This window comes from Achromobacter sp. 1011811831, from assembly GCF_059760905.1.
On sequence record NZ_JCBANG010000003.1, the window covers coordinates 51,872 to 74,533 of the forward strand.

Sequence of the window (22,662 nt, forward strand, 5' to 3'; positions counted from 1 at the left end):
ACATGAGCCGTCACAAGTCCAAAGCCATCCCCGGCCGCAATCTGCGGCTGGCCGACCAGATCCAGAAGGATCTGGCCGGGATCATCCAGCGCGAGATCGACATGACCCGCGCTGGACTGATCACGCTCTCGGGAGTGGAGCTGTCGACCGACTACGCGCACGCGAAGGTGTATTTCACGGTCCTGGGCGCCGAGCCCGAGGCCGCGACCGCCTTGCTGAACGAAAAGGCCGGCTGGCTGCACTCGCAGCTGTACAAGCTGCTGCACATTCATACTGTCCCCACTTTGCGCTTCTTCCACGACGAGCAGATTGCCCGTGGCATTGAAATGTCGATCCTCATCGACCGCGCGAACCGGTCCGGCCCCCATTCGGGCGTGCCTGACGAACCTGAAGACCAGTCCTGAACGGGCTGTCGTCGCTGCTTCAACTTTCCGGATTCCGACGATGGCTAAACGACGCGGGCTTGCGCTCGACGGTGTGCTGTTGCTCGACAAACCCGTGGGTTTGTCGAGCAACCACGCCCTGCAGCGCGCCAAACGCACGGTGGATGCGGCCAAGGCCGGCCATACCGGCACGCTCGACCCTTTCGCGACCGGCCTCTTGCTGTGCTGTATGGGCCGGGCGACCAAGATTTCCGGCGCCATGCTCAACGCCGACAAGACATATCGCGCTACGCTGCAATTTGGCGAGGAAACCGATTCCGGCGACCTGACCGGCAACGTCGTCGCCACGGCCGCGCCCGGCTTCACGGTCACGGAACAGGCGCTGCGCGATGCGCTGTCACGTTTTTCGGGCACGATCGAGCAGATTCCGCCCATGTACTCGGCGCTCAAGCGCGACGGCAAGCCGCTGTACGAGTACGCGCGGCAGGGTATCGAGCTGGAGCGGTCGCCGCGCCAGATCACGATTTACCGCATCGAGCTGCTGTCCCTGTCCGGGACGCAGGCAGAGATCGATGTCGCATGCAGTAAAGGCACGTACATCCGCACGCTGGCCCAGGACATCGGGCGCGCGCTGGGGTGCTATGCCCACCTGGCGGCGCTGCGGCGCACGCACGTCGGGCCGTTTTCGCTGGACCGCGCCGTCACGCTGGACGCCTTGCAGGCCATGCCAGACCCCAAGCAGGCATTGCTTGCATTGAACGAATTGCCGGAGGGCCTGCTGCCTTCCAAAACCTTAAAGGACTCGCTATGACTCGCGCCCTGCGCAACGTCGCCATCATTGCCCACGTGGACCACGGCAAGACCACCCTGGTCGACCAGCTGCTGCGCCAATCGGGCACCTTCCGCGAAAACCAGGCGCTGACCGAACGGGTCATGGACTCGAACGACCTGGAAAAGGAACGCGGCATCACCATTCTGGCCAAGAACTGCGCCGTCGAATACCAGGGCACGCACATCAACATCGTCGATACCCCGGGACACGCGGACTTCGGCGGTGAAGTCGAGCGCGTGCTGTCCATGGTGGACGGCGTGCTGCTGCTGGTCGACGCGGTCGAAGGCCCGATGCCCCAGACCATCTTCGTGACCCGCAAGGCGCTGGCCCTGGGCCTGAAGCCCATCGTCGTGGTCAACAAGGTCGACCGTCCGGGCGCGCGCACCGACTTCGTCATCAACGCCACGTTCGACCTGTTCGACAAGCTGGGCGCCACCGACGAGCAGCTGGACTTCCCGGTGGTGTACGCCTCGGGCCTGTCCGGCTATGCCGGCCTGACCCCCGACGTGCGCGAAGGCGACATGCGCCCGCTGTTCGACGCCATCCTGCAGCACGTGCCGCAGCGCGACGACGATCCCAACGCTCCGCTGCAGATGCAGATCATCTCGCTGGACTACAGCAGCTACGTGGGCAAGATCGGCGTCGGCCGCATCAACCGTGGCCGCATGCGTCCCGGCATGGAAATCGCCTACAAGTTCGGCCCCGAAGGCCAGGGCGGTCGTGGCCGCATCAACCAGGTGCTGAAGTTCCATGGCCTGGAGCGCGTGGTGGTGGATGAAGCTGAAGCCGGCGACATCGTGCTGATCAACGGCATCGAGGAAATCGGCATCGGTTCCACCGTGATGGATCCGGTGGCGCAAGAGCCGCTGCCCATGCTGCGCATCGACGAGCCCACGCTGACCATGAACTTCATGGTCAACACCTCGCCGCTGGCCGGCCGCGAAGGCAAGTTCGTGACCAGCCGCCAGCTGCGCGACCGCCTGGACCGCGAACTGAAGTCCAACGTGGCGCTGCGCGTGCGCGACACCGGCGATGACACCGTGTTCGAAGTGTCGGGCCGTGGCGAACTGCACCTGACCATCCTGCTGGAAACGATGCGCCGCGAAGGCTACGAGCTGGCCGTGTCGCGTCCGCGCGTGGTGTTCAAGGAAGTCGACGGCGTCAAGTGCGAGCCGTTCGAGTCGCTGACCGTCGACGTCGAAGACGCCCACCAGGGCGGCGTCATGGAAGAGCTGGGCCGCCGCAAGGGCGACCTGCAGGACATGCAGCCGGACGGCCGTGGCCGCACCCGCCTGGAATACCTGATCCCGGCACGCGGCCTGATCGGCTTCCAGAACGAGTTCCTGACGCTGACGCGCGGCACGGGCCTGATGAGCCACATCTTCCACGAATACGCGCCCATCAAGGAAGGCTCGATCGGCGAGCGCCGCAATGGCGTGCTGATCAGCCAGGACAACGGCGACGCCGTGGCCTATGCGCTGTGGAAGCTGCAGGATCGCGGCCGCATGTTTGTGAACCCGGGCGAAGCGCTGTACGAAGGCATGATCATCGGCATCCACAGCCGTGACAACGACCTGGTCGTGAACCCGATCAAGGGCAAGCAGCTGACCAACGTGCGCGCCTCCGGCACGGACGAAGCGGTGCGCCTGGTGCCGCCGATCCAGATGTCGCTGGAGTACGCCGTCGAATTCATCGACGACGACGAACTGGTCGAACTGACGCCCAAGTCGATCCGCCTGCGCAAGCGCTACCTGCAAGAGCACGAGCGCAAGCGTGCCGCCCGCGAATCGGCGGTGTAAGCACGGCGCGGGGCCTGGCCCCGCGCGTCGCTTGCCCTGTCGGACGCCGACAGGAACGAACCCCTTGAGCGATCAAGGGGTTTTTTCTTTGGCCGGCACATCCGCCTTCGCGGGTTGGCGCCGGCGCTCGCGCGGTCCGCGCCTCAGCCGTGCTGATGCCGGTACTCCTGCGTCCGGCCGCCATACCCATACGCCGCGGCGCGCGCATCGATCACGTGCACATACGAGCACTCGTGCAGTTCGCTCAGGATGCCTCGGAAGGCATCATGGATTTCCTGGATGTAGCGCGCCTTCTCGGCCTTGGTGTTGGTCTCGTCGGTGACGCTGATGTCCAGGTGGAAGGCGTTCCTGCCCAGCTCGGATAGCGCCTGCCCGCCGATGAACCATTGTTCGTGGGGGATGTATTGCAGCGTGATGGCGATGACCGGCAGCTTCTTGCCCAGCACGGACTGCGTCAGCCCGGCGACGGATTCGACGACGCGGCGGCTGATGGCGGGGTCGGGCTGGCCGGACAGGTGGACAACGATATGGGGCATGGCAGGCTCCTTCAAGTGGAGGATCGGATTGGAAAGGCCGGATGGCTGAAGCCAGTCTAGGCGTTACATTGACATCGGAAAAGCGGGAATTTACGATCTTATCCATCGTTAAATCCATTAGATAAGGACTGCCCATGGCCGGTTTCGACCTGGATCAGCTACGCACCCTGGTCGCCGTGCTGGATGCCGGCAGCCTGACCGCCGCCGCCCCGCGCGTGTTCCTGTCGCAATCCTCGGTCAGCGAGCAGATGCGCAAGCTGGAGGAGCGGGCCGGCCAGCCGCTGTTGTTGCGCGGCAAGAATGGCGTGACGGCGACGCCGGCGGGCCTGCGCCTGCTGGAGCACGCCCGCGCCATCCTGGCGCTCAGCGACGCGGCCTATCGCGACCTGCGCGGCGTGCCCATGCGCGGCGAGCTGAACCTGTGCATCACGGACTATTTCCGTCCCGGCGATGTGGCGCGCATGCTGCGCCGGCTGAACGAGCAATATCCGCAGTTGCGGCTGTACGTCAGGATCATGAAGAGCGGCGAGATCGAGAGCGCCTATGAGCGCGGCGGCATCGACGTGGGCGTGTCCATGGTCGTCCGGGAGCGCGGCGCGGAGGACGGAATTCCGGCGGGCGAGGTGCTGCGGCGCGAGCCCTTGATGTGGATGGCGGCGCAAGGCGCGCGGCCGGGACGCGACCCGCTGCCGCTGCTGGCATTGCCCGAGACCTGTGCGTTGCGCCAGTACGCCGAGCGCACGCTGACCCGTGGTGGCATCGCGTATGCCGTGGCGCACGTGGCGTCAGGCGTGGCCGGCCTGCAGCTGGCGCTGGCGGCGGGGTTGGGCGTGGCCTGCCTGAACGAGTCGGCGCTGGCGCCGGGCATCGCGCGGCTGGACGCGCCGGACCTGCCGGCGTTGCCGCAGGCGGCGTTCCGGGTGCTGCCCGCCCGGCCCGGCGAGGATGCGTTCGTCGCCAGGGCGCGCGAGGTGATCGCGCAGGCCCTGCGCTGACAGGACGCCGAAGCGGCGTCGAAGGGGCAGGCAATGCCGCCGCGAGCGGCGGCATTCGCGTACGTCAGGCCGGCAGCGAGGGCGCGTAGCGCGCGTCGGCGTTGCTGACCTGGGCGTGGAATTCCGCCACCTTGCGCACGACCTTTTGCGGATCGTCCTCGATGATGAACAGGTTCAGGTCGTGGGCGCCGATCATGCCGTTGCTCAGCAACTGCGCGCCCAGCCAGTCGACCAGGCCGGACCAGTATTCGCTGCCCACCAGCACGATGGGCGCGGGCGGCACCTTGCCGGTCTGGATCAGCGTCAACGCTTCGAAGAGCTCGTCCAGGGTGCCAAAGCCGCCTGGCATCGCCACGTAGGCGAAGCTGTGCATGAAAAAGGTGGCCTTGCGCGAGAAAAAGTACTCGAATGACAGGCTGATCGTTTGGTATTCGTTGTTGTGGGCCTCGTGCGGCAGGCTGATGTTCAGCCCGATGCTGGTGCCGCCCACTTCGAACGCGCCCTTGTTGGCCGCTTCCATGATGCCGGGGCCGCCCCCGGCGATGACCGCGAAGCCGGCCTGCGCCAGGGCCTTGGAGATGGCGACGGTGGTTTCATAGTGCGGGGAGTTGCGGCTGACGCGCGCGCTGCCGAAGACACTGACCGCGGGCCCGATGTGCGCGAGCTTTTCGGCCGCTGTCCGTATCTCTGACATAATCAGCGGAATTTGTTTGCCGGCGGGTGTACTCATATCTGCCTTTGTAACCATGAAAAAAACCTTATTGCTGGTCGACGGTTCAAGCTACTTGTACCGCGCTTTCCACGCTATGCCTGATTTGCGCAACGCGCAAGGCGAACCCACGGGGGCGCTCTACGGCGTGGTGAACATGCTGCGCAAGCTTGTATCTGACCATAAGGCAGAGTATGCCGCATGTATTTTCGACGCGCGCGGCAAGACCTTCCGGGACGACCTGTACCCGGACTACAAGTCCCACCGCCCGCCGATGCCCGAAGACCTGGCGGCGCAGATCGAGCCCATCCACCGCGCCGTGCGCGCGCTGGGCTGGCCGGTGCTGGCCATCGAGGGCGTCGAGGCCGACGACATCATTGGCACGCTGGCCTGCCGCGCGGCGGAGCAGGGCGTGGACACCATCGTCTCCACCGGCGACAAGGACCTGGCCCAGCTGGTCAACAGCCAGGTGACGCTGGTCAACACGATGAGCGGCGAAGTGCTGAACGAGGCTGGCGTGCTGAACAAGTTCGGCGTGCCGCCGGATCGTATCGTCGACTACCTGATGCTGGTCGGCGACACCGTCGACAACGTGCCCGGCGTGACCAAGGTCGGTCCCAAGACGGCCGCCAAGTGGATTTCCGAATACGGCTCGATCGACCAGCTGATCGCCGGCGCCGACGGCGTCAAGGGCGTGGCCGGCAATAACCTGCGCGAAGCGATTCCGAACTTCCCGCTCACGCGCGAGCTGTTGACCGTGAAGTGCGACTGCGACCTGACCGGTCATATCGAGAGCATCGAGGACCTGGCGCCGCGCGAGCGCGACGACGCCACGCTGGTCGAACTGTACGAGCGCTACGGTTTCCGCACCTGGCTGCGCGACCTGACCGGCGACGCCGAGCGCGTGCCGGCGGGCGATGCGCGCGTCGCCGCCGCGCCGCCCGTGGCGCCGGCGGAACTGGACTACCGCATCATCGCCGACTGGGACGCCTTCGACGCCTGGATGGCCAAGGTCGCCGAGGCGCCGCTGGTGGCGCTGGACACCGAAACCACCTCGCTGGATGAAATGCAGGCCCGGCTGGTGGGCCTGTCGATGGCGGTCGCGCCCGGCGTGGCCTGCTACATCCCGGTTGCGCATCGTGGACCTGACGGCGCGGAACAATTGCCCAAGGACGAGGTGCTGGCGCGGCTCAAGCCCTGGCTTGAAGACGCCTCGCGGTCCAAGCTGCTGCACCACGCCAAGTACGACGCCCATGTGCTCGAGAACGAAGGCATCAAGCTGGCCGGCATCGCCGAGGACACCATGCTGCAGGCCTATGTGCTGGAATCGCACCGTGGCGTGGGCCTGAACGACCTGGCGCAGCGCTACCTGGGCCGCAGCGGCGTGTCGTACGAAGACCTGTGCGGCAAGGGCGCCAAGCAGATCGGTTTCGACGAAGTGGCGGTCGACAAGGCCGGCCACTATGCCGCCGAGGACGCCGACTTCACGCTGCAGCTGCATCACGCGTTGCGGCCGCAGGTCGAGGCCGACGCCGGGCTGAACCGCATCTACCTGCTGGAAATGCAGGTGTCGGCGGTGCTGACCATCATCGAGCGCAACGGCGTCAAGGTGGACGCGGCCGAGCTGGGCCGGCAGAGCCACAAGCTGGGCCAGGAAATGTTGCTGCTGGAGCAAAAGGCCTATGAACTGGCCGGCCAGCCCTTCAACCTGAATTCCCCCAAGCAGCTGGGCGAGATCCTGTTCGGCCGCATGGCGCTGCCGGTGGTGCGCAAGACCGCCGGCGGCGCGCCGTCCACCGACGAGGAAGTGCTGACCAAGCTGGCGCAGGACTATCCGCTGCCGCAGGTGCTGCTGGAATACCGCGGCCTGTCCAAGCTGAAGTCCACCTATACCGACAAGCTCCCGCGCATGGTCAATCCGGCCACCGGGCGGGTGCACACGCACTATTCGCAGGCCGCGGTCATCACCGGCCGGCTGGCCTCGTCGGATCCCAACCTGCAGAACATCCCGGTGCGCACCGAGGCGGGCCGCCGCGTGCGCGAGGCCTTCATCGCCGAGAACGGCATGCTGCTGTCGGCCGACTATTCGCAGATCGAGCTGCGCATCATGGCGCACGTGTCCGACGACGCGAACCTGCAGCGCGCCTTCGCGGCGGGCGAGGACATCCACCGCGCCACGGCCTCCGAGGTGTTCGGCGTGACGCTGGATCAGGTCAGCTCCGAACAGCGCCGCGCGGCCAAGGCCATCAACTTCGGCCTGATCTACGGCATGGGCGTGTTCGGCCTGGCGTCGAACCTGGGCATCACGCGCGACGCGGCGCAAGCCTATATCGACCGCTACTTCGCGCGCTATCCCGGCGTGGCGATGTACATGGAAGAGACGCGCCGGCTGGCTCGCGAGCAGGGCTATGTGGAAACCGTCTTCGGCCGCCGCCTGCAGCTGCCCGAGATCCGCGGCGCCTCCGGCCCGCGCCGCCAGGGCGCGGAGCGCGCAGCCATCAACGCGCCCATGCAGGGCACGGCGGCGGACCTGATAAAGATGGCCATGGTGGCCGTGCAGGACTGGCTGCAGGCCGAGCGTCTGCAGACGCGCATGATCATGCAGGTCCACGACGAACTGGTGCTGGAAGCGCCCGACGCCGAAATCGAGGTGGTGCGCGAAGCGCTGCCGCGCCTGATGTGCAACGTGGCCGAGTTGCGCGTGCCGTTGGTGGCCGAGGTGGGCGTGGGCAAGAACTGGGAGCAGGCGCACTAGCGCGCTGGCGCATTGCCGTCTCTCGCGCAGGGGAAATGGCCGCCTTGGGCGGCCATTTCCGCTTTTTGGAGTGCAACAATATAATGTTGCGCTTCCTCTCCTTCGATTTCCGTTCCCATGTTGCTGCTCTGGATCCTGCTTGCCACCGTCACCGGCGGACTGCTCGCCGTCGTGGTCGCCAGCTGGCTGGCCTACAAGGTCTTTTCGCAGTATCTGCACCACATGGTCAGCCTGTCGGTCGGCGTGTTGCTGTCGGTGGCGCTGCTGCACCTGCTGCCCGAGGCCTTCGAGTCCGGCGTGGCCGACGCGCACGTCCTGTTCGGGCTGATGCTGGCCGCGCTGATCGGCTTCTTCGTGCTGGAGAAGATCGCGCTGCTGCGCCACAGCCATCATCATGAAGGCGATGGCCATCATCACCACAAGGGCCATGACCGCCACGAGGCGGGCCGGGGCGGCGTGATGATCCTGATCGGCAGCTCGCTGCACAACCTGTGCGACGGCGTGCTGGTGGCGGCGGCCTTTCTCACCGATCCGCTGCTGGGCGTGCTGACGGCGGCCTCCATCATCGTGCACGAGGTGCCGCACAAGCTGGGCGACTTCGTGGTGCTGCTGAACGCCGGACTGGCGCGGCGGCGCGCCTTCTCCCTGATCCTGTTCACCAGCTTGTGTTCAGCCGTGGGCGGCATAATAGGGTTCTTCCTGCTGCAACAGGCCCAAGGCCTGGTGCCGTATGTGCTGGTGGTCGCCGCGAGCAGCTTCCTGTACATCTCGGTGGCCGACCTGATGCCGCAGATGCACGAGCGCGTGTCGCTCGCCGATGCCATCCCGCAACTGCTGCTGGTCGGCGTGGGCGTGGCGCTGATCTACAGCGTCACCACCTTGATGCATCATGGTCATGAGCACGATGCCGCGCCCCAGGGCGCGCCCGTTGTGGAGCACGGCCACCGTCATTGAGGCAGCCCGCGGCCGTCCGGCGGCGCCCTGACAGGAGTACGCCATGAGCTTTTCCGCCGCCGCCGGCAAGGTCGCCCCCACCGTCATCCACACCGACGCCGCAGGGCTGGCCCACGGCGATTTCCAGCTGCCCGTGGATGACGGCGCCATCGCCGCCTACTATGCCGCGCCCGCCGGCAAGCAGAACCTGCCCATCGTGCTGGTGGTGCAGGAGATCTTCGGCGTGCACGAGCACATCAAGGACCTGTGCCGTCGCCTGGCGCACGCCGGCTACCTGGCGGTGGCCGCCAACCTGTACGAGCGCCAGGGCGATGCGTCCGCCTACACCGACATTCCCAAGCTGGTCGCCGATCTGGTCAGCAAGGTGTCCGACGAACAGGTCTACGCCGACCTGGACGCCAGTCTGGCCTGGGCCGCCCGCAATGGCGGCGATCCGGCCCGCGTGGCGGTCACCGGCTTCTGCTGGGGCGGCCGCCTGACCTGGATGTATGCCGCGCACAATCCGGCCGTTAAGGCCGGCGTCGCCTGGTATGGCAAGCTCAGCGTCGGTCACGGCCCGCTCATCAAGCGCTACGCGCTGGACGTGGCGCAAGACCTGCGCGCCCCGGTCCTGGGCCTGTACGGCGGCCGCGACGCCAGCATTCCGCTGGCCGACGTCGACAGGATGAAGGCCAGCCTGGCCGCCGGCAGCGCACCGGCGCGCCGCTCCGAGATCGTGGTCTATCCCGAGGCCGACCACGGCTTCCTGGCCGACTACCGCCCCAACTACAACGCCCAGGCCGCCCAGGACGGCTGGCGCCGCATGCTGGACTGGTTCCAGAACCACCTCTAGAGCCTGCTGGCAAGAACGCCCTTAGCGGGGCCGCGCGGAGCCGGCTTTGCCGGTCCGCAGCGGCGCCCCTTGAGGGGGGCGCGAAGCGCTCGGGGGTGGGCCTACCCCTCAGACTCTCGCAGGCGGCTCGGCAGCAGCTCGCCGTGGCGGGCCAGCAGCGGGTAGGCCGCCGCGCCCACCAGGTGGGAGTTGATGCCCTTCATGTCGCGCAGGATGTCCAGGTACAGCGCGCCCACTTCGGCGGCGTCGACTTCGCCGGCCTTGATCCGTTGCAGGTGCGTGTCCGAGGCCTGGGTCTCGATGCCGCGAAAGCGCGCCTTCTCGCCGGCCAGCGCGCGGGCCTGCCGCAGGTCGTCGTTGACGAACAGCGCGGCGGCCTGGCGCTGGTTGGTGATGAGCTGGCCCAGCGTCTCTTCCAGGCTGGCGCGCTGTTCGGCCGAGAAGACCCAGCCTTGCTTGCGCAGCTTGGCGACGTGGCCGAGCAGGCCGTGGTGGGCGATGTCGCCGGCATGGCCGACGTTGCTGATGAAGGCCAGGATGTCGTCCATGCGCTGCAGGTCTTCGCGCGTCATGTTCTCCTGGTCCAGCGTGGCCAGGTAGGTGGTGATGGCGTTTTCCAGCTTGTCCAGCGCGCCGTCCAGCTGGCGCGCCTGCACCATGCGGTGGCGGTTGTCGCGCTTGAAGCCGGCGCGCGCGTAAAGCAGCAGGGTCTGCAGCATGTCGGCCATGCGCAGCGCCTCGCGCGCCGCGTTGCCCAGGGCCACGGCTGGTACGTCGTGGGCCCATTCGTCCAGGTACTGCGGACGCGACGGATCGTTCGGATCGGCGCGCTTGGGCAGCCAGCGGGTGAGCAGCGCGGCGTAGGGCGCGAGCAGCGGCAGGAACACGAGCGCGATCACGGCGTTGAACAGCGTGTGGAAGTTGGCCACGGCGCGGGCCGGATCGGCTTCCAGCAGGTTCATCAGCGGCTGCACCAGCGGCAGCGCGACCAGCCCGGCCAGCACGCCCAGCGCGCGCGTCAGCAGATTGCCCAGCGGCAGCCGGCGGGCGGCCGGATCATCACCGGTGACGCCCTCGATCATGGGATTGATGGCGGTGCCCAGGTTGGCGCCCAGCACCAGCGCGAAGGCCACGTGCGGCGCCACCATGTGATGGCTGGCCAGCGACATGACCAGCACCACCACGGCCACGCTGGAGTGCGCGGCCCAGGTGAAGATCGCCGACAGCAGCACGGCCACCACCGGCTGGGTAGACAGGGCTTCCAGCACCATGCCCAGCATGGGCGCGTTCTGGAACGGCTCGAACAGCTGCACCAGCTGGTGCAGCGACAGCAGTAGCAGGCCCAGGCCGATGAAGACGCGGCCCAGGTCGCGGGTGCGGCCGGGCGGGTAGCGGCGGAACATCCAGACGCCGGCCAGGATCAGGATGGGCGCCAGCGAAGTCAGGTCGAAGGACAGCAGCTGGACGATCAGGGTGGTGCCGACGTTGGCGCCCAGCATGGCGGCCAGGGCCGGCACCAGGCCGACCACGCCGCCGGCGGCGAAGCCGGTGATCATCAGGCCGGTGGCGGTGCTGCTCTGCAGCGCGGCGGTGATGCCCAGGCCGGCGGCGAAGGCCCGCAGGCGGGTGCCCAGCGCCCGTCCCAGGGCGGCGCCCAGGGCCGCGCCGAAGGCGCGCTGCACGCCGGTCTGGACCATGTGCACGCCCCAGAGCAGCAGGGCGACGTAGCCGGCGAAGTCGAGCAAGGTGATGAGTGCGGACATCCTGGCGTATTCTTTCTATGACAAGTAATAATTTTGTAATGATCGCATGCCCGGAGCCAGCCGGGGCAAACCGTCCCTGATGGAGCATACGCCCGCCAGGGCCATGCTGCCCGCCGGCGGGGCTTGCGCGTATCATTGCCGCATCTTCTAGATTGCATTGGGGTGTGGGGTGGCTGTTTCCGTATTTGATCTGTTCAAGATAGGCATAGGCCCGTCCAGCTCCCACACCGTGGGGCCGATGCGGGCGGCGCTGCTGTTCGCCCAGGGCCTGGAACGCGACGGCCTGATGCCGCGCGTGGCCTCGGTGCGGGCCGAGCTGTACGGTTCGCTGGGCGCCACCGGCAAGGGGCACGGCACCGACAAGGGCGTGCTGCTGGGCCTGATGGGCGAAGCGCCAGACACGGTGGACCCGGCCGCCATTGCCGGCCTGCTGGCCTCGGTGCGCGGCAGCCGCCAGCTGTCGTTGCTCGGACGCCACACCGTGCCCTTCATCGAGAAGGAGCACATGATGTTCTACCGGCGCGAGGCGCTGGCCGAGCATCCCAACGGCATGAAGTTCCACGCCTACGACGCCGAGGGCGAGTCGCTGCGCGAATCGCGCTATCTGTCCGTGGGCGGCGGATTCGTGGTCACCGCCGGCGCGTCCAACAGCCAGGTCATCGCCGCCCATGACCAGCTGCCGTATCCGTTCCGCACCGGCCGCGAGCTGCTGACCATGTGCAAGGAAAGCGGGCTGACGGTGGCCCAGCTGATGATGAAGAACGAGCTGACCTGGCGCGACGAGGCCGAGGTCAACGGCGGCCTGGATCGCATCTGGCAGGTCATGCAGGACTGCGTGGCGCGCGGCTGCGGCATCAATTACCCCGAGGCCGACGGCGAGCTGCCCGGCCCGTTGCGGGTGCGCCGCCGCGCCCCCGAGCTGTACCGCAACCTGACCCAGCGCGCCGAGCGCACGCTGTCGGATCCGCTGTCGGTGATGGACTGGGTCAACCTGTACGCCATGGCCGTCAACGAGGAAAACGCAGCCGGCGGCCGCGTGGTCACGGCGCCGACCAACGGCGCGGCGGGCATCATCCCGGCCGTGCTGCACTATTACGACCGCTTCATTCCCGGTTCCAACCGCGAGGGCGTGCGCGCCTTCCTGCTGACCGCCGCGGCGGTGGGCCTGCTGTACAAGTACAACGCCTCGCTGTCCGGCGCCGAAGTCGGCTGCCAGGGCGAGGTCGGCGTGGCCTGTTCCATGGCGGCGGGCGGCCTGGCCGCGGCGCTGGGCGGCACGGTCGAGCAGGTCGAGAACGCCGCCGAGATCGGCATGGAGCACAACCTGGGCTTGACCTGCGATCCCGTCGGCGGGCTGGTGCAGATTCCCTGTATCGAACGCAATGCCATGGCCTCGGTCAAGGCGGTCAACGCCGCCCGCATGGCGCTGCGCGGCGACGGCCAGCACTACGTGTCGCTGGATTCGGTCATCAAGACCATGCGCGAGACCGGAGCGGACATGAAGACCAAGTACAAGGAAACCGCGCGCGGGGGGCTGGCGGTCAACATCGTCGAGTGCTGAGGCATGGCGAGCGGCAAGGGAACGGGTTCCGTCACGGTCGATGATGTGGCCGCCCAGGCGGGCGTGTCCATCAAGACCGTGTCGCGCGTGCTCAACAACGAGCCCAACACCAGCGAGAAGACGCGCGCCAAGGTCATGGCCGCGATCGAGCTGCTGAAGTACCAGCCCAATCCGTCCGCGCGCCGGCTGGCCAGCAAGCGCTCCGACCTCATCATGCTGGTCTACGACAATCCCAGCGACAACTACCTGATCAACATCCAGCAGGGGGCGCTGGACGCATGCCGGCGTTATTTCTACAGCCTGCTGCTGCAGCCCTGCGACTACCGCGCCGAGGGCCTGGCCGAGCAGATCGCGCAGGCAGCGCGCCAGCGCGCCTGCGCCGGCGTGGTGCTGACGCCGCCGGTGTCCGACGTGCCGGCGCTGATCGACGCGCTGGACCGAGGCGACATGCCCTATGTGCGGCTGGCGCCCAGCTATCCGAGCGTGAAGGGGCTGGAGGTCAGCACCGACGACCGTTCCGCTGCGCGTGACATGACCCGTTATCTGATCGGCCTGGGGCATCGACGGATCGGCTTCGTCGCCGGCCATCCGGACCACGGCGCCGCCCACGAGCGCCAGCGTGGTTATCGCGATGCGCTGGCCGAGGGCGGATTGCAGGTCGACGACAGCCTGGTCGAGCAGGGCCTGCATTCCTTCGATTCCGGCGTGCATTGCGGCGAGCGGCTGCTGGACCGCGCCGACCGGCCCAGCGCCATTTTCGCCGGCAACGACGACATGGCGGCCGGCGTGCTGTACGCGGCGCACGCGCGCGGCATCAAGGTGCCCGACGAATTGTCGGTGGCCGGCTACGACGACACGCCCTTGTCGCGCCAGACCTGGCCCAAGCTGACCACCTTGCGCCAGCCGATTCGCGACATGGCCTACGCGGCCGTGGAACAACTGGTCTCGCGCGAACCGCAGGCGCGGGTGCGCACGCTGGGCTACGAGATCGTCGTGCGCGATTCGACGCGGGCGCTGGGCTGAGTCCGCTGGCGCGCGCCCGACGCGGACCTCAACCCAACGCCAGTTGTCAGGGCGCGGCGCGCAGTCGTTCCTGCACGTCATCCTGGGGGACGTAGCCGATGCTGGCGCGTCCGCCGGCCACATCCCAGGCGCTGCCCTGGTTGGCGGAGACCCCGTTGACGATGACGCTGCCGCCTTCCCAGCCGGATGAATCCGCCGTCAGCGCGGCGATCAGCAGTCGTTCCAGGTCGCCGTTGGACAGCCACATGTCGCGGAACCAGGCCAGCGCGCGGCGGCTGGGTTCGTCCAGCGCGCCGTCCGAAGGCGCGCGCTGGTGCGCCACGCCGGAATAGGTGATGTCGCGCGGGTCGTTGCCGTCGGGCAGGATCCAGCCGATGCGCGCCGCCACCGTCGACAGGCGGCCTTCGGTCACGGCCGAATAGGCGCGGCACAGGCGCTCTCCCATCACCTTGGAGGTGCCGTAGGCCAGCGAATGCACGTCGCGCTGGCCGTCGAACCAGCGCGTGCCGGGCGCCGGCTCGGTCTGCGCGGTGAGCTTGCCGGGGCCCATGCGCGCGGCCAGCGGCTGGTCCTTGTAGCCGCCCATGGCATGGTTCGACGATGAGAACACCAGCCGGCGCGCGCCATGCGTGGCCGCCGCTGTCAGCACGTTCAGCGTCATGTTGTAGGAGCCCAGCGCCTCTTCCCAGCTGGCGTCGGGCGTGGAATGCCGGGCGGCCAGGTGCAGCACGGCATCGACGCCCTCGAAATGGCGGGTCCATGCGCCGTCGGGATCCTCGAGATCGGCGGCGACCAGCGTCAGGCGTTCGCGCAGCTCGGGCCCGAACTGGGCGTCGTCCGCGTGCAGGTCGATGCCGACCAGGTGTTCGCACCAGGCCTGGCGCGCCAGGATGGCCAGGGCCTTGCGGCCGACCTGGCCGGTGGCGCCGGTGACGATGATGCGGGCGGGAGGAAGGGATGCAGTCACGTTGAGGGTTCCCGGTTCAGGGCAGCAGGGGGCACAGGCAGACGGGCGAGCGCAGCGCGAAGGACGCGCCGGCGCGTTCGGGCATGCCGGTGACGGGGTCGATGCGCAATGCGCGAATGAGATGGTCGTCTTGCGAAGCGATCAGCAGGAAGGCGCCGTCGGGCGTGAAGGCGATGTCGCGCGGCGTGCGCCCGCCGGCGGGAAAATGGCCCAGCGGCTCCAGCCAGGGCGCGTCGCGTCGCAGGCGGAAGGCGGCGATGCTGTCGTGGCCTCGGTTGGAGACCATCAGCAGCCTGCCGTTCGGGTGCAGCCGGAGGGCCGCGGCCCAACTGGTGCCGGTCCAGCCGGGCGGCAGCGTGCTGGCGTGCGCCAGTTCGCGGGGCGGGGTTCGCGCATCCTCGGCCTGACCGTAGACGCTGAGCGTATTGGACAGCTCATTGACCGTGACGATCAGCGCGCCGGACAGGACCAGATGGCGCGGTCCCGAGCCGGGCCGCGCTTGCAGCGTCCAGTCGGGCTCCGGCGCCAGGCCGTCGGCCTGCACGCGATGGCGGACGATCGCGTCCGTGCCCAGGTCGCACAGGTATACATGCGCGCCGGAGGCATCGGGCATCGCGAAATGCGCGTGCGGGCCGTCCTGGCGGTCGGCGCGCGGCCCGGAGCCCTGGCGCGTGACGGCCTGCGGCTCGCCGGCGGGCAGGCCCTTGTCGTCCAGCGCGTAGCACAGCAGTTCGCCCGAGCTGTAGTTCGAGACGTACAGCTGGCGCGCCACTGGATTCACGCTGACGTGGCAGGGGTCGGCGCCGGGCACGGCGGCGCGGCCGATGGGCCGCAGGCGCGCGCCGCCGTCCTCGATGGCGCAGATGTCCAGTGCCGCGTCGCGGCTGCGCTCGCTGACGCTGTAGAGCCGGTCGCCCCATGCGCACAGGTATGAGGGATTGACCGGGCCGGCCAGGGCCTGGCGTTCGCGGAACGTGGCGGATTCGCCGTCGAATTCCAGCAGGTGTATGCCCAGGCCGCGCCCCTGCACATGGGGCAGGATTTCGGTATAGGTGCCTACCGCCAGCAGGCAGCTGCCCGGCGCGGAGGAGTGTTGGGGTTTATGCACGTTCGGACCTCGTCGCTACGTCTATCCAGACCGCCAGCACCAGCACGGCGCCCTTGACGATCATTTGCCAGGAAGTATCCACGTTCATCTGCTGCATGCCGTTGTCCAGGCTGGCCATGACCAGCGCGCCGATCAACGCGCCGTACACGGTGCCCGAGCCGCCGCGCATGGACGTGCCGCCGATGAAGCAGGCGGCGATGGCGTCCAGCTCGCCGCCCACGCCGGCCGATGGCGAGCCCGCCGCCGCGCGCGCCGTGGTGACGATGCCGGCGAAGGCGCACATCAGGCCCATCAGCATGAACACCATCAGTTTCACGCGTTTGACGTTCACGCCTGACAGCCGGCTGGCCTCGACGTTGCCGCCCACCGCGTAGACGTGGCGGCCGAACACCGTCTGGCTGGTGATCCATGAGAATACGCCAAGCAGCGCCAGCAGGATGAGCACCGGCAGCGGCACGCCGTGGGCCTGGTTCAGCACCAGCACGAAGCCCGCGGCCGTGGCGGCGATCGCGCCGACCTTGAGTCCGTCGGCCCAGGCCGGCGCCAGCGCCAGCCCGAGCCGGCGGCGCTGACGCCGGCGCGACAGGGCCAGGCCGCAGGCCAGCGCGACGATCAGCGCCACCATCAGCCAGGACAGCGCAGGCGGCACGAAGGCCTGGGCGATGGCGCCCAGGTCGTCGGGCACGGGGGCGATGGTGACGCTGTCCGTGCTCAGCTGCAGCAGTCCGCGATAGGCCAGCATGCCGCCCAGGCCGACGATGAAGGACGGCACGCGCAGCCGCGTCGTGAGGCAGCCGTTGACCAGGCCCAGCGCGGCGCCGGCGGCCAGCACGGTGGCCACCGCCAGCCAGGTGTTCCAGCCCAGGTTCACGGTCAGGATGGCGGCCAGGCCCCCCAGCAGGCCCAGCAGCGATCCCACCGACAGGTCGATCTCGCCGGCGATGATGACCAGCACCATGCCGCAGGCCAGCATGCCGGTGACCGACATCTGCAGGAACAGGTTGGAGATGCTGTTGGGGCGTAGGAAGGTGCCGCCGGTCTGGTGCCAGAAGAACAGCCAGATCAGCGCCAGGGCCAGCACCATCGCCAGCAGCTTGTGGCGGGCGAAGAGCAGGCGCAGGGGCGGGTGCGCGGCCTTGGGACGGGGTTCGGTATAGGAAGAGGCGAGGGTCTGCTTCATGGCGTTCAGGCGGCGTGCCGCAGCGGTTCGGTGTTCAGGGCGGCGGCCAGCACGCGTTCCTGCGTCAGGCCCTGGATGGGGAATTCGGCGGCAACGCGGCCGGCGTTCATGACCAGCACGCGGTCGCTCATGCCCAGGATCTCGGGCAGCTCGGAGGACACCATGACGATGGCCACGCCGCGGTCGGCCAGGTCGAAGATCATCTTGTAGATGTCGTACTTGGCGCCGATGTCCACGCCGCGCGTCGGCTCGTCCAGGATCAGTACCCGGGGATTCTTCAGCGCCATCTTCGCCAGCACCACTTTCTGCTGGTTGCCGCCGGACAGGCTGGCCACGGGCAGGCCGGGGCTGGCGGTCTTGATGCGCAGGCGCGCGATCTCGCGCTCGACCGCGGCCAGTTCCGACTGCGCGTCGACGCGGGTCGCGCGCGCGTGGTCGGCCAGGGTGGCCAGCGTGATGTTCTCGGCCACGCTCATCTGCGGCACGATGCCATGGCGCTTGCGGTCCTCCGGCACCAGGCAGATGCCCTGCGCGATGGCGTCGGCCGGCGAGCCGATGCGCACGGGGCGGCCCTGCACCCAGACCTGCGCCTCACTGCGGCCGGCATAGGCGCCGTAGATGGCGGACACGAGTTCGGTGCGGCCCGCGCCCACCAGGCCGGCGATGCCCAGGATCTCGCCGGCGCGCACCTGCAGGCCGGCGTCCTCCACCCGCTTGCGGCGCGGGTTGGTGACGTCCCAGCAGGTCACGCCGCGCGCTTCCAGCACCACCTCGCCGGGCTGGCGCTCGGTGCGGGGAAAGCGCGAGGTCAGCTCCCGGCCCACCATCAGGCCGATGATGCCGTCCTCGTCCAGCGCCGCGGCCGGCCGGGTGGCGACATGCTCGCCGTCGCGGATCACGGTGATGGTGTCGCAGACCCGCTTGACCTCGTCGAGCTTGTGCGAGATGTAGATGCAGGCCACGCCGGCGCGCTTCAGGTCCTCGATGATCGCCAGCAGCACCTCGATCTCCTTGGCGCTGAGCGAGGACGTGGGCTCGTCGAAGATCAGCAGGCGCGCCTGCTTGGCCAGGGCGCGGGCGATCTCGAACAGCTGCTGGTGGCCGTTGCCGTAGTGCATCACCGGCGCGCCCACGTTGACGTCGTCCAGCTTGAGCTGCGCCAGCAGCTCGGCCGCGCGGCGGTGCATGGCGGGGTAGTCCATGCGCCCGCCGGGCAGCTTCAGCTCGTTGCCGAGGAAGATGTTCTCGGTCACGCTCAGCTGCTGCACCAGCATCAGCTCCTGGTGCAGGATGACGATGCCGGCGCGCTCGCTGTCGCGCGTGGAGCGCGAGCGCAGCTCGCGGCCTTCCCAGAGGATCTGGCCTTCGTAGCTGCCGTGCGGATAGACGCCCGACAGCACTTTCATCAGCGTGGACTTGCCGGCGCCGTTCTCGCCGCACAGGCCCAGGCATTCGCCGGGACGCACGGCCAGGCTGACGCCGGACAGCGCGCGCACGCCCGAGAATTCCTTGACGATGCCGCGCATTTCAAACAGGGGCTGCTGTTCCATCACCCATCTCCTGTCGCGGCTACTTGCCCGCGATCTGTTCCGCCGTATAGAAGCCGTCCTTGACGAGGATGTCCAGGTTGTCGCGCGTCAGCAGCGTGGGCTTGAGCAGGATGCTGTCCACCTGGCCCTTGCCGTTGTCGAGCTTGGCGTTGAACGCGGGCTGCTTGCCCTGCACCAGCTCCACGGCCACCTGCGCGGCGGTGCTGGCAATGCTCTTGAGCGGCTTGTAGATGGTCATGGTCTGCGTGCCCGCCGCGACGCGGCGCACGCCGGCCAGGTCGGCGTCCTGGCCCGACACCGCGACCTTGCCGGCCAGCTTCTGGCTGGTCAGCGCCTGGATCGCGCCGCCGGCCGTGCCGTCGTTCGAGGCGACGATGGCCTGGATGTTGTTGTCGTTGGCGTTCAGCGCGTTCTCGATGATGGCCTGGGCCTTGGACGGATCCCATTCCGGCGTCCATTGCTCGCCGACGATCTTGATGTCGCCCTTGTCGGCCAGCGGCTTGAGCACGTTCATCTGCCCCTCGCGGAACAGGCGCGCGTTGTTGTCGGTGGAGGCGCCGCCCAGCAGGTAGTAATTGCCCTTGGGCACCACGTCGACCACGCCCTGCGCCTGCATCTCGCCGACCTTGACGTTGTCGAACGAGACATAGGCGTCCAGCGGCGCGCCCAGGATCAGGCGGTCGTAGGCGATGACCTTGATGCCGCTCTTGCGTGCCTTGGCGATCACGTTGCTCAGCACCTTGGAATTGAAGGGCACGATCACCAGCGCGTCCACGCCCTCGGCGATCAGGTTCTCCACCTGAGCGATCTGGCGCGCCTCGTTGGCGTTGGCGGATTGCACGCTGACCTTGGCGCCCAGGGCGGTCGCGGCCTGCACGAAGTAGTCGCGGTCGCGGGTCCAGCGCTCGACGCGCAGGTCGTCGATGGAAAAGCCGATCACCGGCGCTTCCTTGCTGGCGTGGGCGGCGGCGCCGGCATACAGGGCGGCGGGCAGCGCCAGGGCGCAGGCCAGCAGGCGGCGGAAAGATAGGGTCATGTCTGTCTCCTCGTTGCGCTCAGAAGGTGATGCCGGTCTTCAGTCCGATGATGAAGGCGTCGTGGTTGTTGGACGTGCCGCCCGGATGTCGGATGTACTGCAGGTTGGGCCGCAGGTAGATCGACGGCACCGGCGACCAGCTGTAGTAGGCCTCGGCCACGTACTCATAGCCGTCGCCCACCGTGGTCCGCGTGTCCAGCCGCTGGTCCTGCTGCCTCGCGTAGCGCGCGTAGCGGCCATTGTTGTGGGTGGCGCCGATGGCCACGCCGACCACGTCGCGCGCCTGCCCGAAAGGCCCTTTGTACTGCAGGCCCAGCGCGAGCTGGTGATCCTGCGCCGCGGTGGCGCGGTCGGCCTGCGAGAAGTTCAGGAACACCGAGGCGCCGCGCGCGCCGGCGGTGCCGCTGACCTGCTGCTCGAAGTTCAGGTAGAAGCCGTACTGGCCGTTGCGTTCGCGCGGCGCCAGCCCGGTGAGGCCACGCGCGTCGCCGTTCACGTCCTGGTACAGGTCCTTGCCCTGCGAGGTGTTGTACCAGGCGCCGAACTTGTAGGAGCCGGGCAGTCCGTTCCAGGACGGCAGCACGCCGAATTCCAGCGGGATCAGGGCGCCGGTGGTGCCGCCGGGATTGTCCAGCGACAAGCCGTGGCGGCGGGCGTAGCCGTCATCCACGTATTTCGGGTTGACCTGGTAGACGCCGGCCTGCAGATAGGTCTGTTCCGACGTGCTGACCTTCAGGCGCGTGGCCCACTGGCTGGTCGGCCAGTTGACCCAGTAGCTGCCCACCAGGTTGCCGGGCTGCGAGCCGCAGAAGGTCAGGTTCTGGAAGTCGCAGGAGAAGCTGGCGAAATCCTCGCCCACCGTCATGCGGCCGAATTTCCACTGCACCCGGTTGTCCAGGAAGGACTGGTTGAGCCAGAACTGCGTCATGTGCCAGGTCTGGCCGCGGCCGTAGACCTCCTGGATCAGCATGTTGTTGCCGATGCCGGCATCGGCGCCCAGGTTGCGGCCGTTGCGGTCGGTGATGGTCATCTGGAAGGTGCCGCCGCGCCAGCCCCAGAGCTTGTCCAGGTTCAGCGTGGCGCCGAAGACCCACTGGTCGGTGTAGCGGGTCAGCTTGTCCTTGCCGCCGCTGAAGTTGTGCGCGGCCTCGCCGGTATAGCCGAGGTTGAGGTCGATGCCGCGCTCGGACAGGCTGGTGCGCAGGCCGCCCCAGTCGCCGAACAGGTGCGGGCTGGTGGTGATGTCATAAGCCTGGGCCGCGCCGGCGCCGGTCAACAGGCCAGCCATGAGCAGCGGTCGCAGGAAGGGCAGGCGCATGAGGGTGCGATGCCGGAGGCGCGCGCCAGCGCCGTCCGCTGCCGGGGGGCAGGGAGGTGTTGCCATGACTTGTCTCCTGTCGCCGCGCGCCGCTGGTGGGCGGGTCGGCTTGTATGTCGTTGGCCGACGGCTTGTCGGCGAAGCTAGTTTCAGTGCAATTGACAGCGCTGTCAATTCACTTGGTACCTAGGGATTTCGCTAGGGGCGGGGCAGGGGGGCATCGGCGCCGCGAGTTCTGGAGGCGGGCGTATCGCAGGCGCGCCGTGGCTTGCGGGCAAGAAAAAAGCCCGCTTGCGCGGGCTTTTCTTGCGGATCGTCAGCGCCCTCGCGGGCGCCGGAATCAGGCCGGACGGGCTTGCTGCAGCGCCGCGATGCGGGCCGGGATCGGCGGGTGCGAGGCGAACATCGCGGCCAGGCCGCCCTTGCCGGTGATGCCCGAGGCCTCGAAGGACTTGGGCAGTTCGCCGGCTTCGATGCCGCCCAGGCGGGCCAGGGCGCGGATCATGGGTTCGCGGGCGCCCATCAGGTGGGCCGAGCCAGCATCGGCGCGGTACTCGCGCTGGCGCGAGAACCAGGCGACGATGATCGACGCCAGGATGCCGAAAATGATCTCACAGACCAGCACGGTCACGTAGTAGCCGATGCCCATGCCGCGCTCGTTCTTGAGCACGACGCGGTCGATGAAGTAGCCGACCACGCGCGCCAGGAACACCACGAAGGTGTTGACCACGCCCTGGATCAGGGTCAGCGTGACCATGTCTCCGTTGGCGATGTGGGCCACTTCGTGGGCCAGCACGGCGGCGACTTCCTCTTCGGTCATGCTTTCCAGCAGGCCGGTGGACACGGCGACCAGCGAGTCGTTCTTGAAGGCGCCGGTGGCGAAGGCGTTCGGCGCGCCTTCGTAGATGGCGACTTCGGGACGGCCGATGCCGGCGCGGTCGGCCAATTGGTGCACGGTATCGAGCAGCCAGGCCTCGCGCTGGTTGCGCGGGGCGTTCGGATCCAGCACTTGCGCGCCGGTGCTCCACTTGGCCATGGGCTTGCTGATGAGCAGCGAGATGATCGCGCCGGTGAAGCCGACGACGACCGAGAACACCAGCAGCGCCTGCAGGTTCAGGCCCTGCGCGGTGATGTATCTGTCCACCCCGAGGATGCGCAGCGTGGCCGACAGGACCAGCATCACAGCCAGGTTGGTGATGACGAACAGGACGATGCGTTTCATGCTTTTTATGTTCCTCTGCGAGCAGGATAGTCCGGCTTGGACTGCAAGGCGGGCCGCCAGTTCCCCGACCGCCGGCGCCGCCTCCGGTGACGGGGAGTATAGTATCGCTTTCCCTCGTTTCCCTTCACTTTTTACCTAG

General features: G+C 68.0%; 19 protein-coding genes. 9 read left to right on the plus strand and 10 right to left on the minus strand.

Annotated features, from left to right (window positions below; all coding sequences use genetic code 11):
* Window positions 1-2 precede the first annotated feature (2 nt).
* From rbfA to typA, 3 genes are read left to right on the plus strand one after another with little or no spacing between them, the layout of a single operon-like run.
* Complete coding sequence (gene rbfA / locus AC6LJ9_RS02030) at window positions 3-404, plus strand: 30S ribosome-binding factor RbfA (protein WP_498146262.1); 402 nt, start codon at window positions 3-5, stop codon at window positions 402-404.
* Window positions 405-444: 40 nt separating this feature from the next.
* Window positions 445-1,194, plus strand: a complete 750-nt coding sequence (truB, locus tag AC6LJ9_RS02035; protein ID WP_498146263.1) for a tRNA pseudouridine(55) synthase TruB — start codon at window positions 445-447, stop codon at window positions 1,192-1,194.
* Window positions 1,191-3,014, plus strand: coding sequence for a translational GTPase TypA (gene typA, locus AC6LJ9_RS02040; protein WP_498146264.1), 1,824 nt, complete (start codon window positions 1,191-1,193; stop codon window positions 3,012-3,014). Before truB ends, typA begins: the two co-directional genes overlap by 4 nt.
* 143 nt (window positions 3,015-3,157) lie before the next feature.
* Here typA and AC6LJ9_RS02045 read toward each other — a convergent pair whose 3' ends face one another.
* Window positions 3,158-3,550 carry a tautomerase family protein gene (locus tag AC6LJ9_RS02045; RefSeq protein WP_498146265.1) on the minus strand — a complete coding sequence of 131 codons (393 nt, stop codon included), beginning with the start codon at window positions 3,548-3,550 and terminating at the stop codon, window positions 3,158-3,160.
* 134 nt (window positions 3,551-3,684) lie between these two features.
* Between AC6LJ9_RS02045 and AC6LJ9_RS02050 the strand changes: the two genes are divergently transcribed.
* Window positions 3,685-4,545 (plus strand): LysR family transcriptional regulator, encoded by an 861-nt coding sequence (locus AC6LJ9_RS02050; protein WP_212318351.1) that lies wholly within the window; start codon window positions 3,685-3,687, stop codon window positions 4,543-4,545.
* 64 nt (window positions 4,546-4,609) lie between these two features.
* On the opposite strand, the gene AC6LJ9_RS02055 is transcribed toward AC6LJ9_RS02050, so the two are convergent.
* Complete coding sequence (locus AC6LJ9_RS02055) at window positions 4,610-5,293, minus strand: LOG family protein (RefSeq protein ID WP_498146266.1); 684 nt, start codon at window positions 5,291-5,293, stop codon at window positions 4,610-4,612.
* Here AC6LJ9_RS02055 and polA point away from each other — a divergent pair.
* The 3 genes from polA (at window position 5,292) to AC6LJ9_RS02070 (ending at window position 9,795) form a co-directional block, all read left to right on the plus strand.
* Entirely contained in the window at window positions 5,292-8,009 is a 2,718-nt protein-coding gene (polA, locus tag AC6LJ9_RS02060; protein ID WP_498146267.1) for a DNA polymerase I, read from the plus strand. The two genes, AC6LJ9_RS02055 and polA, sit on opposite strands and share 2 nt — an antisense overlap.
* A gap of 117 nt (window positions 8,010-8,126) precedes the next feature.
* On the plus strand, window positions 8,127-8,963 hold the full coding sequence (locus AC6LJ9_RS02065) for a ZIP family metal transporter (protein ID WP_103273406.1): 837 nt from the start codon (window positions 8,127-8,129) through the stop codon (window positions 8,961-8,963).
* A gap of 43 nt (window positions 8,964-9,006) precedes the next feature.
* A complete protein-coding gene (locus AC6LJ9_RS02070; protein WP_498146268.1) occupies window positions 9,007-9,795 on the plus strand; it encodes a dienelactone hydrolase family protein in 789 nt (262 codons plus the stop codon).
* A gap of 101 nt (window positions 9,796-9,896) precedes the next feature.
* On the opposite strand, the gene AC6LJ9_RS02075 is transcribed toward AC6LJ9_RS02070, so the two are convergent.
* Window positions 9,897-11,558 carry a Na/Pi cotransporter family protein gene (locus tag AC6LJ9_RS02075; RefSeq protein WP_498146269.1) on the minus strand — a complete coding sequence of 554 codons (1,662 nt, stop codon included), beginning with the start codon at window positions 11,556-11,558 and terminating at the stop codon, window positions 9,897-9,899.
* 169 nt (window positions 11,559-11,727) lie between these two features.
* Between AC6LJ9_RS02075 and AC6LJ9_RS02080 the strand changes: the two genes are divergently transcribed.
* Window positions 11,728-13,119: an L-serine ammonia-lyase gene (locus tag AC6LJ9_RS02080; protein ID WP_498146270.1), complete on the plus strand. Its 1,392-nt coding sequence runs from the start codon at window positions 11,728-11,730 to the stop codon at window positions 13,117-13,119.
* Window positions 13,120-13,122: 3 nt separating this feature from the next.
* The gene (locus AC6LJ9_RS02085; protein ID WP_498146271.1) at window positions 13,123-14,142 is read left to right on the plus strand and encodes a LacI family DNA-binding transcriptional regulator; all 1,020 of its coding nucleotides are present in this window, start codon (window positions 13,123-13,125) and stop codon (window positions 14,140-14,142) included.
* A 46-nt stretch (window positions 14,143-14,188) separates the two neighbouring features.
* Here the strand turns inward: AC6LJ9_RS02085 and AC6LJ9_RS02090 are convergent, their stop codons facing one another.
* From AC6LJ9_RS02090 to htpX, 7 genes are all read right to left on the minus strand, one after another.
* Complete coding sequence (locus AC6LJ9_RS02090; protein WP_498146272.1) at window positions 14,189-15,109, minus strand: NAD-dependent epimerase/dehydratase family protein; 921 nt, start codon at window positions 15,107-15,109, stop codon at window positions 14,189-14,191.
* Between the two features lie 16 nt (window positions 15,110-15,125).
* Window positions 15,126-16,217: a lactonase family protein gene (locus AC6LJ9_RS02095; protein ID WP_498146273.1), complete on the minus strand. Its 1,092-nt coding sequence runs from the start codon at window positions 16,215-16,217 to the stop codon at window positions 15,126-15,128.
* Entirely contained in the window at window positions 16,210-17,397 is a 1,188-nt protein-coding gene (locus AC6LJ9_RS02100) for a sugar ABC transporter permease (RefSeq protein WP_498146274.1), read from the minus strand. The genes AC6LJ9_RS02095 and AC6LJ9_RS02100 overlap by 8 nt, the downstream gene beginning before the upstream one ends.
* Before the next feature lie 5 nt (window positions 17,398-17,402).
* Window positions 17,403-18,947, minus strand: coding sequence for a xylose ABC transporter ATP-binding protein (locus AC6LJ9_RS02105; protein ID WP_498146275.1), 1,545 nt, complete (start codon window positions 18,945-18,947; stop codon window positions 17,403-17,405).
* Between the two features lie 19 nt (window positions 18,948-18,966).
* A complete protein-coding gene (gene xylF, locus AC6LJ9_RS02110) occupies window positions 18,967-19,983 on the minus strand; it encodes a D-xylose ABC transporter substrate-binding protein (protein WP_498146276.1) in 1,017 nt (338 codons plus the stop codon).
* A gap of 19 nt (window positions 19,984-20,002) precedes the next feature.
* Window positions 20,003-21,271: a carbohydrate porin gene (locus tag AC6LJ9_RS02115; protein ID WP_498146326.1), complete on the minus strand. Its 1,269-nt coding sequence runs from the start codon at window positions 21,269-21,271 to the stop codon at window positions 20,003-20,005.
* Window positions 21,272-21,641: 370 nt separating this feature from the next.
* On the minus strand, window positions 21,642-22,523 hold the full coding sequence (htpX, locus tag AC6LJ9_RS02120) for a protease HtpX (RefSeq protein WP_212313211.1): 882 nt from the start codon (window positions 22,521-22,523) through the stop codon (window positions 21,642-21,644).
* Window positions 22,524-22,662 lie beyond the last annotated feature (139 nt).